At 69.4% G+C, this 14,881-nt stretch carries 15 protein-coding genes; 6 read left to right on the top strand and 9 right to left on the bottom strand.

Annotation, left to right across the window (positions count from 1 at the left end):
- Nucleotides 1-35: 35 nt before the first annotated feature.
- From mnmA to BS329_RS19750, 4 genes are read right to left on the bottom strand one after another with little or no spacing between them, the layout of a single operon-like run.
- Nucleotides 36-1,136, bottom strand: coding sequence for a tRNA 2-thiouridine(34) synthase MnmA (mnmA, locus tag BS329_RS19765; RefSeq protein WP_076162692.1), 1,101 nt, complete (start codon nt 1,134-1,136; stop codon nt 36-38).
- A gap of 5 nt (nt 1,137-1,141) precedes the next feature.
- On the bottom strand, nt 1,142-2,338 hold the full coding sequence (locus BS329_RS19760) for a cysteine desulfurase family protein (protein ID WP_076162691.1): 1,197 nt from the start codon (nt 2,336-2,338) through the stop codon (nt 1,142-1,144).
- Between the two features lie 50 nt (nt 2,339-2,388).
- Nucleotides 2,389-3,768, bottom strand: a complete 1,380-nt coding sequence (locus BS329_RS19755; protein WP_076162690.1) for an MFS transporter — start codon at nt 3,766-3,768, stop codon at nt 2,389-2,391.
- Nucleotides 3,765-5,048, bottom strand: coding sequence for a helix-turn-helix transcriptional regulator (locus BS329_RS19750; protein WP_076162689.1), 1,284 nt, complete (start codon nt 5,046-5,048; stop codon nt 3,765-3,767). The genes BS329_RS19755 and BS329_RS19750 overlap by 4 nt, the downstream gene beginning before the upstream one ends.
- Before the next feature lie 135 nt (nt 5,049-5,183).
- On the opposite strand from BS329_RS19750, the gene BS329_RS19745 reads away from it, so the two are divergent.
- Nucleotides 5,184-6,074 (top strand): NADP-dependent oxidoreductase, encoded by an 891-nt coding sequence (locus BS329_RS19745; protein WP_076162688.1) that lies wholly within the window; start codon nt 5,184-5,186, stop codon nt 6,072-6,074.
- Between the two features lie 86 nt (nt 6,075-6,160).
- Here BS329_RS19745 and BS329_RS19740 read toward each other — a convergent pair whose 3' ends face one another.
- From BS329_RS19740 to BS329_RS19725, 4 genes are all read right to left on the bottom strand, one after another.
- Entirely contained in the window at nt 6,161-7,060 is a 900-nt protein-coding gene (locus BS329_RS19740) for a lysophospholipid acyltransferase family protein (RefSeq protein ID WP_076162687.1), read from the bottom strand.
- Nucleotides 7,057-7,839 (bottom strand): GNAT family N-acetyltransferase, encoded by a 783-nt coding sequence (locus BS329_RS19735; RefSeq protein WP_076162686.1) that lies wholly within the window; start codon nt 7,837-7,839, stop codon nt 7,057-7,059. Before BS329_RS19735 ends, BS329_RS19740 begins: the two co-directional genes overlap by 4 nt.
- Before the next feature lie 178 nt (nt 7,840-8,017).
- Nucleotides 8,018-8,977, bottom strand: a complete 960-nt coding sequence (locus BS329_RS19730) for an electron transfer flavoprotein subunit alpha/FixB family protein (RefSeq protein ID WP_076162685.1) — start codon at nt 8,975-8,977, stop codon at nt 8,018-8,020.
- Between the two features lie 26 nt (nt 8,978-9,003).
- Nucleotides 9,004-9,789, bottom strand: coding sequence for an electron transfer flavoprotein subunit beta/FixA family protein (locus BS329_RS19725; RefSeq protein ID WP_076162684.1), 786 nt, complete (start codon nt 9,787-9,789; stop codon nt 9,004-9,006).
- A 243-nt stretch (nt 9,790-10,032) separates the two neighbouring features.
- Between BS329_RS19725 and BS329_RS19720 the strand changes: the two genes are divergently transcribed.
- A complete protein-coding gene (locus tag BS329_RS19720; RefSeq protein WP_084749948.1) occupies nt 10,033-10,884 on the top strand; it encodes a DegV family protein in 852 nt (283 codons plus the stop codon).
- Here the strand turns inward: BS329_RS19720 and BS329_RS19715 are convergent.
- The gene (locus BS329_RS19715) at nt 10,865-11,287 is read right to left on the bottom strand and encodes a hypothetical protein (RefSeq protein ID WP_076162682.1); all 423 of its coding nucleotides are present in this window, start codon (nt 11,285-11,287) and stop codon (nt 10,865-10,867) included. The two genes, BS329_RS19720 and BS329_RS19715, sit on opposite strands and share 20 nt — an antisense overlap.
- Nucleotides 11,288-11,465: 178 nt before the next feature.
- Between BS329_RS19715 and BS329_RS19710 the strand changes: the two genes are divergently transcribed.
- The 4 genes from BS329_RS19710 to BS329_RS42670 all read left to right on the top strand — a co-directional run bounded on the left by BS329_RS19710 (nt 11,466) and on the right by BS329_RS42670 (nt 14,869).
- Nucleotides 11,466-12,239 (top strand): class I SAM-dependent methyltransferase, encoded by a 774-nt coding sequence (locus BS329_RS19710; RefSeq protein WP_076162681.1) that lies wholly within the window; start codon nt 11,466-11,468, stop codon nt 12,237-12,239.
- Nucleotides 12,236-13,747, top strand: a complete 1,512-nt coding sequence (locus BS329_RS19705; RefSeq protein WP_076162680.1) for a 1,4-alpha-glucan branching protein domain-containing protein — start codon at nt 12,236-12,238, stop codon at nt 13,745-13,747. The genes BS329_RS19710 and BS329_RS19705 overlap by 4 nt, the downstream gene beginning before the upstream one ends.
- A gap of 13 nt (nt 13,748-13,760) precedes the next feature.
- On the top strand, nt 13,761-14,249 hold the full coding sequence (locus BS329_RS19700) for a glutathione peroxidase (protein ID WP_076162679.1): 489 nt from the start codon (nt 13,761-13,763) through the stop codon (nt 14,247-14,249).
- A 428-nt stretch (nt 14,250-14,677) separates the two neighbouring features.
- Nucleotides 14,678-14,869: a hypothetical protein gene (locus BS329_RS42670; RefSeq protein ID WP_143253116.1), complete on the top strand. Its 192-nt coding sequence runs from the start codon at nt 14,678-14,680 to the stop codon at nt 14,867-14,869.
- The last annotated feature ends 12 nt before the right edge of the window (nt 14,870-14,881 follow it).

Here is a 14,881-nt window from a genome sequence, read left to right as displayed (position 1 = left end):
GCTAAGGACCGCAACTAGAGGACTAATTGCGGGGGTCAGCGGGTCCCGGAGATCTTCGCGCTGCCGAGCACGAGGTCACCTTCGGCCGCATCGGTGCGGTACAAGACGACGACCTGTCCTGGCGCGACCCCGCGCAGCGGCTCGCGCAGCTGGACGGTCACTGAGTCGCCCGAGTCACCGGAAACCTCGGCGACGGCCTCCACGATCCCGCCGTGCGCGCGCACCTGGACGACGCATTCGGTCGGCCCGTCCAGCGGCCGCTCGCTCGGCCAGATCGGGCGGTTCGCCTCGATCACGTGCACGCCGAGGTCTCGTGCGGAACCGACCTTCACGGTGCCCGAAACCGGCTCCAGCGAAAGCACGTAACGCGGCCGCCCGTCCGGCGCCGGCGCCTCGATGCCGAGTCCCTTGCGCTGCCCGACGGTGAACCCGTGCACGCCGGTGTGCTCACCGAGCACGGCGCCGGTCTCGGCGTCGACGAGCTGCCCGGGACGCTGGCCGAGCCGCTTCTCCAGGAAGCTCCTCGTGTCCCCGTCCGGGATGAAGCAGATGTCGTGGCTGTCCGGCTTCTTCGCCACCGACAGGCCGCGGCTCTCGGCCTCGGCGCGCACGTCGGTCTTCCACGAGTCGCCAAGCGGGAACAGCGAATGCCGCAGCTGCTCCGGGGTGAGCGAAGCCAGCACGTACGACTGGTCCTTGCCGGAGTCGACGCTGCGCCGCAGCTCCGGGACACCGTCCACAAGGGACAGCCGGGCGTAGTGGCCGGTGGCGACGGCGTCGAAGCCGAGCGCCATCGCCTTGTCCAGCAACGCCTCGAACTTGATCTTTTCGTTGCAGGTGACGCACGGGTTCGGCGTGCGGCCCGCCGCGTACTCGCCGACGAAGGTCTCGATGACCTCTTCGGTGAAGCGCTCAGCGAAGTCCCAGATGTAGAAGGGAATGCCTAGGACGTCGGCAGCGCGGCGCGCGTCACCGGAGTCCTCGATCGTGCAGCAACCGCGGGAGCCGGTGCGCAGCGTGCCGGGCTTCGCCGACAGCGCCAGGTGCACGCCGACGACCTCGTGCCCGGCGTCCACGGCGCGCGCGGCGGCCACCGCCGAGTCCACTCCCCCGCTCATCGCGGCCAGTACGCGCATTTCCCTCACACCTCTTGCTTCTGCGTCTGCTTGCGCATTCCCGCGAGCCCCGCCTGCCTCGCCCTGTCGACGACGCCCGCGATCTCCCTCGAAACCGCTTCAACGTCTTCCGGCGTCGAGGTATGCCCGAACGAGAACCGCAGCGAGCCGCGCGCGGCCGCCGGATCGGCACCCATGGCCAGCAGCACGTGGCTCGGTTGCGCGACACCCGCCGTGCACGCCGATCCAGTGGAACATTCGATGCCCTTGGCGTCCAAGAGCATCAACAGGCTGTCACCCGCGCACCCGGGGAAGGTGAAGTGGGCGTGCGTCGGAAGGCGCTCGCCCTCACCACCGTTGAGCACGGCGCCCGGCACCTCACGCCGGACGGCCTCGATCAGGTCGTCCCGCAGCTCGGCGACGTGTTTGGCGTACTCCTCGCGGCCTTCGACCGTGGCCTTCACCGCGGTCGCGAACGCGATCACCGCGGGTACGTCGAGGGTGCCCGAACGCACACTGCGCTCCTGGCCACCTCCGTGCAGCACCGGCACGCACGCGGTGTCGCGCCCGAGCAGCAGCGCGCCGACGCCGTACGGGCCGCCGAGCTTGTGCGCGGTCAGGGTCAGCGCGGAAACGCCGCTCTCGGCGAAGTCGACCGGCACCGCGCCGACGGCCTGTACGGCGTCGGAGTGCAGCGGGATCTCGTGTTCGGCGCAGACGGCGGCGAGTCCGGCGATCGGGTTGACCGTGCCGACCTCGTTGTTCGCCCACATCACCGTGGCCAGCGCGACGGTGTCGGGGCTGTCGCCGATGGCGGCGCGCAACGCCTCCGGGGACACCCGGCCCGTCTGGTCGACCTCCACCCAGACGATCTCGGCGCCCGCGTGCTGCTCCAGCCACTCGACGGAATCGAGGACGGCGTGGTGCTCGACGGTGCTGCACAGCACCCGGCGGCGCTTCGGATCCTCGCCGTTGCGAGCCCAGAAGATGCCCTTGACCGCGAGGTTGTCGCTCTCCGTGCCGCCACCGGTGAAGATCACCTCGGACGGCCGGGCGCCCAGCGCCTCCGCGATCACCTCGCGGGCCTCTTCGACCTTGCGACGAGCCCGGCGTCCCGAGGAATGCAGCGCGGAGGCGTTGCCCACTGTGGACAGCGCCTCGGACATCGCCGCTACGGCTTCGGGCAACATCGGGGTGGTCGCCGCGTGGTCGAGATAGGTCATCGCATCTTTCAGGGTAGCCCGTTCCGGGGCGTGACCAAGCCGACCCTTGGTCAGCGGGTGGTGGCGCTCATCTCCGACGGCCACCGGCCGGTCAGCCGTACCCCGAGCAGCGCGATGCCGGTCAGCAGGACCGAAAGCACCAAGATCGCCACCGAAGGCTCCTTCGCCGACGCCAGTGAGGCGAGCAGAACTCCACCCAAACCGATGGTCAGGGCCGATCCGACCCAGTCGCCGAGTTGCAGCGCCGAGGTGTTGAAGCCGCGTTCGGCCTCCGGCGAGTAGCGCAGCAGCAGAACCGAGATCGCGGGCATCGCGATGCCCATCCCGGCGCCGCCGATCGCCGACGCCACGAACGCCATCCAGCCGGGGAACGAGGGCAGCGGCACGAAGACGAAGATCGCCAGACCGGCCGCGACCAGCGCGAACCCGATCCGCAGGGACACCTCGCGCGACCAGTCGAGCATGCGGCCCTGCACCATCGACCCCGCCGACCAGCCCAGCGCGGTCACCGTCAGCGGCAGCCCGGCCAGCGCGGGGCTGTAGCCGTGGACCTCGGTCATCGTGAGCGGCAGGTAAGCCTCCATCCCGGCGTACGCGCCCGCGATCAGTCCCCGGGAGGCGATCACTGTCGGCAACCCCGGCCGTGACGTCAGCGTGCCTGCGGGCAGGAGTTTGCGGAGCGCGTACGCCAGCGCGACCAGGCCTGCGCCGCCGTAGGCCAGCGCCGCGAGGGACGGGTGCTGCGCCGCCCAGGTGAGCGCGGCGACACCGAGTGCGGCGACCACCGCGGGCACGACCCCGGCGCGGCGCGCGGACCCGCCGGGCACGGGGGACGGCAGCTTGCGCGTGACCAGGACCAGCAGGGCGAGCCCGATCCCGGTCAGCGGGATCAGCCCGAGGAACACCCAGCGCCAGCCGACGCTCACGGTCACCACACCCGCGATCGAGGGCCCGATCACCGCGGGCAGCACCCAGGCGGCGGCGTTGGCGGCGTAGATCACCGGACGCTCGCGGTCGCTGAAGGTGAGCGCGATCAGCAGGGACACCGAGACCAGCAGGAGCCCCGAACCGAAGCCCTGCAAAGCCCGGCCGAGCAGGAGCACCGGCATGTCGTGCGCGAGCCCGGCCACCAGGAGTCCGGCGGCGAACAGCGCGGTACCGGCGAGCAGCGCGGGCGCCGGGCCCCTGCGGTCGCCGAGCCGTCCGGAAAGGACGGTCGCGACCACGCTGGCGACCAGGAACGTGGTGAAAGGCCAGGCGTACAGCGCGAGGCCGTCGAGGTCGGCCACCATCGTCGGCATCGCGGTGGCCACACCCATGCTCTCGAACGCGATGAGCGTGACCATGAGCAGCAACCCGATCGTGGTCGCCCGGTGCTCCGGTGTCCAAAGCACACCCTTCGGCTTCGCCTTGTCCCCAGTGATCGTCATAGGACAAGCGTGCTACCTCCAGTTGGGTGGAGGTCAAGCGCCCGAGCCAGCATCGCGGCCTCGCCGCGTGACGTGACTTCCAGCTTCCCGAGGATCTTCCGCACGTGGAACTTCACCGTGTGCTCGGTCAGCTGTAGTTCGTCGGCGATCTGCCGGTTCCGCTTCCCGCGCGCGATCCCGGCGAGAACCTCGAGTTCCCGTGAGTTCAGCCGGTCCAGCGGACGCAGTTCCGGCGTGTCCTGGACGCCGAGCGGCAGGACGGCGGTGATCGTGGCGCCCCAGCCGGGTACGGCGTCGACCTCCCACCGGCCGCCGAGCGGGGTGATCCGCTCGGTGAGCCCGGTGGCGGGCACGGCACGGGCGACTTCCGGTCCGTCGTCGCGCACGGTGATCCGGAGGGCCTGCCCGTCGAGCTGCCAGGACGCCCGGACGCGGCCGCTGCCCCGTTCGAGTGCGGTGAGCACGAGGCCGCGGGTGACGGTGCGCGCGGTGTGCGCGATGTCCTGCGGGAGCGGCCGGTCGTCGCCGGGCCCGGCGAGGTCGACGGTCACGTCGTTGTGGCGCACCAAGGGATCCAGCTGCGTGACGAGGGTGTCGAACGCCGACGACGCCGGTTCCGCCGAAAGCTCCTGATCGCGGTCCGCGATCGAACGGAGTTCGACCAGCGCTGCCGCGGCGAGGTCGGTCGCGGTCTGCCGGGCGGCGGCGTCGCCGAGCTTTCGGGATCGCAGTACCGAAAGAAGCGACGCCAAGGTGGTCCCGTGGGTCTGCCCCAGATCGGTGATCGCGCGCGCCCGCGCGGTCGCCGCCGCGATGTTGCTCTCCAGTACCGCGGGCTCGGGATCGCTGGCGCGCTGGGCGGCGTTCACGCTGACGATGTTCCACAGTTTGGCGACGATCTCGAGCGCGCGGTCCGCGGGCGCGTCCTCGGTGGGGACGAGCGCGATCATCGCTCCCTTGCCGATGACCGGGGCCGACGTCAGGACGACGAGTTTCCGGCGCTTCCCGCCGAGCGTCTCCTCGGCCACCACGGCCTCGCCCGGGACGCCGAGCGCGGCGAGCCGCTGCAACTCCGCGCTCGTGACCGCGCCCACGATCACCGGGTCGCCGTCGACCTTGATGGGCAGGCGGGAACAGTCACCGGTCTCCATGGCGGCGGCGCGGTGCGGCAGGACGGCCGCGGCCGTCGCGGAGAACCGCGGCAGGAGTTCGGGGCGCGGAGCGGCGAGCATGTACTCGACCCGGCTCAGCACGTACAGCGGATCCGACCACTCGTCCATGACTCCACAGTAAGCGCGCTCTCGTTCCGCGACGCTGCTCGCCCGGCTAGTGAACACTGCTCGCCCGAGTGGTTCGGGCGGGGCCAGAGCGCCGGTTGACTGATCGCAGCGAAGTAGTCCGAACCAGGAGTGAACATGCGAGCGATCACCATCACCCAGTACGGCGAACCGGACGTCCTGCGGCCGGCCGAGGTCCCACTGCCGGACCCCGGCCCGGGTCAGGTGCGGGTCGCGGTCAAGGCCGCGGGCGTCAACCCGATCGACTGGAAGATCCGGTCCGGCGCCATGGCGGAGGTACGGCCGGTCGATTTCCCGCACATCCTCGGCCTGGAACTGGCGGGAGTGGTGGACGCGGTGGGCGAAGGCGCCGGATTCGCCGTCGGGGACGAGGTCTTCGGCTGGTCCGACACCGGGGCGTACGCGGAGTACGCACTGGCGACCAACGTCATCCGCAAGCCCGCCGGACTTTCGTGGCCCGAAGCCGCCGCGCTGCCCATCGCCGGTGAGACGGCGTTGCGGGTGCTGGGCGAACTCGAGGTCAAACCGGGCGAAACCCTGGTGATCCACGGCGCGAGCGGCCAAGTCGGCCGGATCGCGACACAGGCCGCCGTCACTCTGGGCGCCACGGTCGTCGGACTCGCCGGAGCGTCGTCTCTGGACGAGGTGACGGCGCTCGGTGCTCTCGCGGTCCAGTACGGCGACGACTGGGTGTCGCGGGTCCATGCGGTGGCGCCGGGAGGGGTGGACGCGGTGTTCGACGCGGCCGGGTTCGGCGTCCTGGGTGACTCCGTCGACCTGCTCGGATCACCCGACCGGCTGGTCACCATCGCCGATCCGGCGGCGTTCGCGCAGGGGTTGAAGTTCTCGGCGAGTGGCTCGGAGACTCCGGCCGTGCTTGAGGATCTGGTCGCGCGTGGGCCGAAGCTGAAGCTGGGGTCGAGTTACGGGCTGGCCGAGGTCGCGGAGGCGCACCGGGAGAGCGCGACCGGGCACGCGGGCGGGAAGATCACGCTGAGCTTGGAGTGACGCCCGGGAGTGTCAACGGGGGTTGTTATGAACGGACCTTTCATAACAAAATTTGTTATGAAAGGTCCGTTCATAACACGCGAGAGTTATCGAGAGGGCACTTTCGCGACAGGGGCGGGAGCGGGAGCCGAGGAAGCGCGCCGCCGCCGCGTCTGCACCGGGATCTGGATCTGCACCCGTCCGAGTGCCGCCTGCACTGCGGATTCCGCCAGCGCGGCCAGTTCCCGCCGGTCCGAAGCCTTACCCGGCGCGATTTCCGGGCACACGTGCACCTCCAGCACCAGACCGCGCAAAGCCGCGACCCGGCGCAGTGACGCGATGAGCGACTCCGGCCCGATGAACGCCGGTTGGGTGGTCTCGCGGCCGTCGGCGAGCCGGAACCGCAGGGCCAGCGGCCGCACGGGGACACCGCCGTCGATCGCCGCCTGGAAGGTCGCCGAGCGGAACCGGCCCGACGCCAGACCGCACCAGGTGGTGCCTTCCGGTGTCACGCTGACGAGTGAACCGCCGCGCATCGCGTCGGCCAGTTCGGCCATCGTCGCGGGCAGGCTCCGCAGATTCTCGCGGTCGAGGAAGATGCTGCCGCCGCGGCGCACGAGCAGGCCGAGCACCGGCCAGGCGCCGACCTCCTTCTTGGCCAGCGCCCGCATCGGCTGGATGGCGTTGACGGCGATGATGTCCAGCCACGAGATGTGGTTGTTCACCACCAGCGCGCCACGGCCCGGAACGGCGCGGAGACTTTCTTCGCCGCGCACCACGAGCCGTACCCCGAACGAGCGCAGGATGCCGAGGAACAGCAGGCGCACCAACCGTTCCCGCGGCATGCCGCGCAGCACGAGCACCAGTGGCGCGCTCAGGAAAGCGCCGAAGATGACGCCGATCGCCGCGGTGAACCGCAGCACGCGCCTGCCGAACGCCACCGTCGGCGCCCCTTCGCTCAGGCATCCGTCGCCGCACGGCGACTTCGGCATCCAGGCGTGGGTCATCCCTGCACTCCCAGGAAGAACTTGAGATACCGCTCGTCGACGTTGTGCAGATCCAGCAGGACGAAGAAGTCCGCGACGCCGAAGTCCTCGTCCAGCGCGGGCGGGCCGTAGATCTTGGCGCCCAGGCGCGTGTACCCCTTGATGAGCGGCGGCAGGATCGCCCGCGCGGGCCGCTCGATCCTTTCGGTCGGCCACGGGTTCAGCGGCGTGACCCGGAGCGACTCGTCCGCGTAGTGCTTGGCCCGCAGGACATCCCAGACGCCCGCCGCGTATTCCCCATTGCCGGTCAGCGGCACGGAAGCGCAACCCGCGAGATACCGGTGCCCGGCCAGCAGCATGTAGCGCCCGATGCCCGCCCAGACGAGGCTCACGACGGCGCCGCTGCGGTGGTCGGGGTGCACGCACGAGCGGCCCGTCTCGACCAGCGAAGGACGCAGGGAATCGAGCGCCGTGAGATCGAATTCGCTGTCGGAGTACAGCTTTCCGGCCCGCGTCGCCCGCTCGGGTGGCAGCATCCGGTACGTGCCCACGATCTCGCCGGTGTTGTCGTCGCGCACCACGAGGTGGTCGCAGAACTCGTCGAAGTAGTCGACGTCGAGGCCGGGTTCGGGCGAATTGAGCTTCGCCCCCATTTCCTCCGCGAACACCTGGTGACGAAGGCGTTGCGCGGCAACGACTTCTTCGTTTCCATTGGCAACGAGGAGTGAGTAACGGGGAGCGTCGGCCGGGAGTTCGACACCTGCCTGGTCAGTACTGACGAGGAGCTGTGACGTCGTCATAAGCAAGGTCTACCCCTCGGGGGGTACCAACGACAATGCGCCCGATGGCCGAACAGTGCACGTTCAGTTAATTGCGGGTTCTCAGGGTTCTCTCAGGGTGGAACATCACTTTCGGATCACAGAAAAGGGGCCACCCGGGAAATAAATCCCGGGCGGCCCCTCCCACGAAGCGAGAGAATCAGCCCTTGCGCTTCTTGACCTCTTCGGCCAGCTGCGGCGCGACGTTGAACAGGTCGCCCACCACACCGAAGTCGGCGATCTCGAAGATCGGCGCTTCGGCGTCCTTGTTGACCGCGATGATGGTCTTCGAGGTCTGCATACCGGCCCGGTGCTGGATGGCGCCGGAGATGCCCAGCGCGATGTACAGCTGCGGCGAGACCGTCTTACCGGTCTGGCCGACCTGGAACTGCGCCGGGTAGTAGCCCGAGTCGACGGCGGCGCGGGAGGCGCCGACGGCCGCGCCGAGCGAGTCGGCCAGCGACTCGACGACGTCGAACTTGTCGGCCGAGCCGACACCGCGGCCACCGGACACGACGACCGAGGCCTCGGTCAGCTCCGGCCGGTCGCCGCCCACGATCGGCTCGATGCCGGTGATCTTGGCGGACTTCGCCGGGTCACCCGCGGGGACCTCGACGGTCTCCTCGGCGCCCGCGCCGTCGGCCGGGGTCGCCTCGACCGCGCCGGGGCGGACCGAGATGACCGGGATGCCCTTGGCGGCCTTGGACTTGATGGAGAACGCGCCACCGAAGATGGACTGGTCGACGCTGCCGTCGCTGTGCACGCCGACGGCGTCGTACAGCAGACCGGAGCCGAGGCGGACCGCGACACGGGCGGACACCTCCTTGCCCTCGGCGGTGGCCGCGACGAGCACGGCGGCCGGGGAGGTCCGCTCCGCCAGCGCGGCGAGGACGTCCACCTTCGGGGTGACCAGGAAGCCGGTGGCGTTGTCGCCCTCGGCGACGTACACCTTGGCGGCACCGTGCGCGGCGAGGGAGTCCTTCGCCTTGGCGGCGGTGCCGGTCGGGCCGACGACGACCGCGGACGGCTCACCCAGCTCACGAGCGGCGGTCAGCAGCTCGAGCGTGACCTTCTTGACTTCACCGTCGACGTGGTCGACGAGGACGAGTACTTCAGCCATTTCCCTATTCCTCCTCGAAACCTGTCTCAGATGAGCTTCTGCGCGACCAGGTAGGCGGCCACCTTGCTGCCGCCGTCACCCTCGTCCTCGACGCGCTCACCGGCGGTGCGCGGCGGCTTCGGAAGGGCTTCGAGCACGGACGACCACGCGTTGCCGAGGCCGACCTCGGCCGCGTCGACGCCCAGGTCGGCGACGGTCAGCGTCTCGACCGGCTTCTTCTTCGCGGCCATGATGCCCTTGAAGGAGGGGTAACGCGGCTCGTTGATCTTCTCGCCGACGCTCACCACCGCGGGCAGGTTCGCCTCGAGGTGCGTGACACCGTCCTCGGTGTAGCGGTCGGCCTTGATCGAGGTGCCGTCGACGGTCAGCTCGTTCACGTGGGTCAGCTGCGGCAGGCCGAGCAGCTCGGCGATGATCGCCGGCACGGCGCCACCGCGGCCGTCGGAGGCCTCGTTACCGGTGATGACCAGGTCGTAGCCTTCGACCTTCGAGATCGCGGCGGCCAGCACCTTGGCGGTGGCGATCGCGTCGGAGCCGTGGAGCGCGGCGTCGGAGACGTGGATGGCCTTGTCGGCACCCATGGACAGCGCCTTGCGGATCGCGTCGGTCGCGCGGTCGGGACCCACCGAAACGACGGTGACCTCGCCCTCGCCTGCTTCCTTGATCTTCAGGGCTTCTTCGACGGCCTTCTCGTTGATCTCGTCGAGCACGGCGTCGGCGGATTCGCGGTCAAGAGTGTTGTCGGCACCGGAGAGCTTCCGCTCCGAGTAGGTGTCCGGTACCTGCTTGACCAGGACAACGATGTTCGTCATGGGTCTACTTCGACCTCCCGTTGGTGGCCGGCGTCGGCCACGGGGCAACAGCTCTACTGGCCGGTAGATTAGGGCCATTTCGGCGCCGCGGCCCGGCGAGGTGACCTCATTCACCTGGATGCACGTTTTAGTGGGACCATCGTCCAGGTATTTCACCCGGAAGTGAGTGTAACCGGCCGACTAACCCGAACGGCCGTATTCCGGGGTACTCCCGGCGAGGACGACGGGCTAACCTGCCCCACCATGCGTTCCATGCCCGGCCCTGTCGCCGTGATCACGGACTCGACCGCCTGCCTCCCCGTTCCGGTCGCCAAACGCTGGGGAATCGGCGTCATTCAGGTCCAATTGCAGGTCGGAGAGCAGTTCGACGAAGAGAACCGCTACGACCGCGACGAAGTCATCGGTCAGCTGCGCGCCGGGGCGCCGGTGAAGACGGCGCCTCCCGAGGTCGCCGCGTTCTTCTGGGCGTTCCAGGACGCCGCGAGCAAGGGCGCCTCGGCGATCGTCAGCGTCCACATCTCGGGACGCATGTCGGAAACGGTGAACGCCGCCCGCGAGGCCGCCCAGCAGGTGAACATCCCGGTCCACGTCCTCGACAGCGGGACCACCGGGATGAGCCTCGGTTTCGCGGCGACCTCGGCGGCCAAGGTCGCCGCCGCGGGCGGACAGGCCACCCGGGTCATCGACGCGGCCGAACGCCGGTTCCGTTCCAGCCGGGAAATCCTCTACGTCGACACGCTGGAGTTCCTGCGTCGCGGCGGCCGGATCGGCGCGGCGCAGGCGTTCCTCGGGTCCGCCTTCTCGATCAAACCCCTGCTGACGCTGAAGAACGGCGAGGTCGCCCCGCTGACCCGGGTGCCGGGTCAGCGGCGGGCACTCACCAAACTCGTCGACCTCGCGGTGGACTGCGCGGGCGATCAGGACGTCGAAATCGCCATCACCCGCTTCGGCCCGGACGAACGCGATCTCGAGATCGGCGGGCGGCTGCGGGCGCGGCTGCCCCGGATGGTCGACAGCACCCTGGCGGACGCGAGCATGATCCTCGGCGCCCACCTCGGGCCGGGTGCCCTCGGCATCACGGTGTCTCCGGTGTAGATCGCTTCCCTGGGATCAGCACCAGTACCAGCGGGAGCACCGCGCCCAGCGCCGTCGTCGCGACGATGAGCACCTGGTCCACCGGCTCGAAGTGCGAGATATGCCCCAGGTGGTAGAGGAAGTGCGGAAGTCCGAAGAGGAAGGCGGCCAGTGCCGCGAGCCTGGCCACGGCGGTCGTCCCGATCACGGCGGCGCCGAGCAGGAGGGCGGAAAGTGCCAGGTTGAGGCCGCCGAAGTCACGGAGCAGGTGTTCGTTGAACGGGCCGTCCATCGCCACCCAGCCGGTGCGGAACCCGGGGAAATCCCGGTAGAACCCGTCCGGGCTGAGCAGTGGCCACAGCCCGACCGGCAGTTCGATCAAACCGAAGACGACGAGCAGTACGCGGGTGATTGTCCGTTGCATACCTCCTGGACTGCACAGCTCCGCGAAGTGTGACACCGCAATTCGTCCTCTAGTTGCGGTAGTTGCACGCGCAAGGACCGCAATCCGTCCTCTAGTTGCGGTAGTTGCACGCGCAAGGACCGCAACCAGAGGACGACTTGCGGAGGGGACGGAAGTGACCGGCCGGTAGGGTCGCGGCGTGACCACCCCAGCCACCAGGGCCGAAGCGCTGCACCTCACGGGCGAACGCACCGTGCCGGGCATCGCGGCGGAGAACTATTGGTTCCGCCGCCATGAGGCGGCGTATGCCCACCTCCTTCCGCTGTGCGCGGCCAAGACCGTCCTGGAGGCAGGCTGCGGCGAGGGGTACGGCGCCGGGCTCATCGCCACGGTGGCCGAGCGGGTGCTCGCGCTCGACTACGACGTCCCCACCACCGAGCACGTCGCCCGCCGCTACCCCGGCATCGGCGTGGCCAGGGCGAACCTGGTGTTCCTGCCGCTGCGCGACGCCTCGGTCGACGTCGTCGCCAACTTCCAGGTGATCGAACACCTCTGGGACCAGGGCGCGTTCCTCGCCGAATGCCGACGCGTCCTGAAGACCGGCGGACGGCTGATCGTCACCACACCCAACCGGCTCACCTTCACCCCCGACAGCGACACCCCGCTCAATCCCTTCCACACCAGGGAACTCGCACCGTCCGAATTGGACGAACTGCTGCGCGACGCCGGGTTCGAGGTCGAGACGCTGCACGGTCTCCACCACGGTGAAGAGGTGAAGAGACTCGACGCCAAGTACGGCGGCTCGATCATCGACGCCCAGCTCGACGTCGTGATGGGGCAGCTGCCCGGACAAGCGACCTGGCCCGCGGAACTGCTCGCCGACGTCGAAGGCATCGAGGCCGCGGATTTCGCCGTCCACGGCGAAGACCTCGATGCCAGCCTCGACCTCGTCGCCGTGGCGGTGCGCCCATGAACGAGTACGAGGGCACGTTCTGCCTCGTCGTGCACAGCCACCTGCCGTGGTTGCCGCACCACGGATCCTGGCCGGTCGGCGAAGAATGGCTTTACCAAGCCTGGGCACATTCCTACCTGCCGATGGTCGACCTGCTGCGCCGCTTCGCCGACGAGGGCCGCGAGGACGTCCTCACGCTCGGCATGACGCCGATCCTCGCCGCGCAACTCGATGACCCGTACTGCATCGACGCCTTCCACGACTGGCTCGGCCACTGGCAGCTGCGCGCCTGGCACGCTTCCACGCTCTGGCGCGGTGACCCGCTGCTGCGCGACCTCGCCGCGAGCGAGTACCGGACCGCGGTCAAGGCATCGGAGGAACTCGAAACCCGCTGGCGTCACGGTTTCTCGCCGATCCTTCGGTCCTTTGTGGACAAGGGGACGATCGAACTGCTCGGCGGGCCGCTGGCGCATCCGTTCCAGCCGCTGCTCGACCCGGCGGTGCGCGACTTCATGTTGCGCGGCGGCCTCGCCGACACCGCGCTGCGCGTCGGACGGCGCCCCGAAGGCATTTGGGCACCCGAATGCGGGTACAACCCCGGCATGGAGGCGGGTTACGCCGCCGCGGGCGTCCAACGCTTCATGGTCGACGGCCCTTCGCTGCACGGCGACACCTCGGCCGCCCGGACCGTGGGCGATTCCGACGTCGTCTGCTTCGGCCGGGACCTCGAAGTCACGTACCGCGTCTGGTCCCCGAAGGCCGGATACCCCGGCCACGCCGCCTATCGCGACTTCCACACGTGGGCGCACGAAGTCGGTCTCAAGCCGTCGCGGGTGACCGGTAAGACCATCGAGCCGCCGGACAAGGCGCCGTACGACCCGGCGATGGCGGCGGGCACCCTCGGTGGCCACGTCCAGGACTTCGTCGACACCGTCGTCGCCCGGCTGCGCTCACTCAAGGCCGAACACGGCCGCGAGTCGCTCGTCGTCGCCGCGTACGACACGGAACTCTTCGGCCATTGGTGGCACGAAGGCCCTGCGTGGCTCGAAGGCGTCCTCCGCGCGCTGCCGGAGGCTGGGGTCCGCGTCACCACGCTCAAGGGCGCGCTCGAAGCGGGCCACCTCGGCGGGAAGGTCGATCTCCCGGCGTCGTCGTGGGGATCGGGCAAGGACTGGCGGGTTTGGGACGGCGAGCAGGTCGCCGACATGGTGCGGGACAACACCGCGTTGCAGACCCGGATGCTCGACCTCGTCGCCGGAATGGACACCACGACCCGTGACCCGGTCCGCGATCAGGCCGTCTCCGAAGCGATGCTGGCGCTTTCGAGTGACTGGGCGTTCATGGTCACCAAGGATTCCGCTGCCGACTACGCGCGACGGCGGGCGAAGGTGCACACCGACCGGTTCGACACGCTCGCCGAACTGCTCCGCGACGGCGCGCACGAGCGGGCACGGGAGACCGCGGCCGCGTTCCGGCGCGACGACGGCCCGTTCGGGCACGTCGACGCGCGTGACCTGCTGAGGAAATGACGAAAGGGGAACCATGGGGATCCACGACATTCCACTGAAGACGCTGGCGGGCGAGGACACCACGCTCGGCGCGCTCGGCGGCAAGACCCTCCTGGTGGTGAACGTGGCGTCGAAATGCGGTCTGACGCCGCAGTACACCGGACTGGAAAAGCTCCAGGAACGCTACGCGGACAAGGGTTTCTCCGTCGTCGGCTTCCCGTGCAACCAGTTCGCCGGCCAGGAGCCGGGCACCGCCGAGGAGATCCAGACCTTCTGCTCGACGACGTACGGGGTTTCGTTCCCGCTGTTCGAGAAGCTGGACGTCAACGGGGAAAGCCGTCACCCGCTCTACGCCGAACTGACCGAGACGGCCGACGCGGACGGCGCGTCCGGTGACGTGCAATGGAACTTCGAGAAGTTCCTCGTCGCCCCCTCCGGTGAAGTGGTGGGACGTTTCCGCCCGCGCACCGAACCCGAAGACGAAGTGATCACCAAGGCGATCGAGGCCACTGTCGGCGCCTGATCGTGCACTGCCGCGGGCGGGTTTCCGGAGGAATCTCCGAACCCGCCCGTTTCTTTCTCCGGAAAGTCGAGGACCGAAGTCCCCGAACAGCCCCGGCGGCCCGGTGGAACCTTCGCTGACGATCACCTCAACCCGAGCGCCGCCTGTGACCTTGGGCACAACCGTGACCCCGGTGAGATCCGGCGTCAACTGGACATCTTCGACGTGGGCGGACGGCACCGGCTCCAGCCAGACGGTCTGCCGGATACCCGACGCGGCGGTGTAGAAGATCCCGTTCGGATCGTTCCGCTGCTTGCCGACCGCGTGCGTCGAAGCGTCGGTGCGATCCGTCACGCGGACGGTCAGTTCCTCCTGGTTGTTGACCCAGACCGTCGCGGACTGGTCGACGGCGCCGAACCGGAGCATCACCCGCTGACCGTCCCATCCGGATGGAGCCTGGAAGACCTTGCGGTTCGTACCCGTTCCGGCCGGGTGTGCCGCTGCCCGCGTACTCCCCGGGCTCGAAGGCCTCGTTCACCGAGGACGTCGTCAGCCCGATGGTGGCAAAGATCGCCGCGCCCGCCGCCCTCGTGACTTTCACCGCCGGGGGTGATCGCCCCGTCCCGGCGAAGACCGACTGACGAGTAACCTCC

The sequence above is a fragment of the Amycolatopsis coloradensis genome (assembly GCF_001953865.1).
GTDB lineage: Bacteria > Actinomycetota > Actinomycetes > Mycobacteriales > Pseudonocardiaceae > Amycolatopsis > Amycolatopsis coloradensis.
This window is presented reverse-complemented; position numbering and strand designations above follow the sequence as displayed.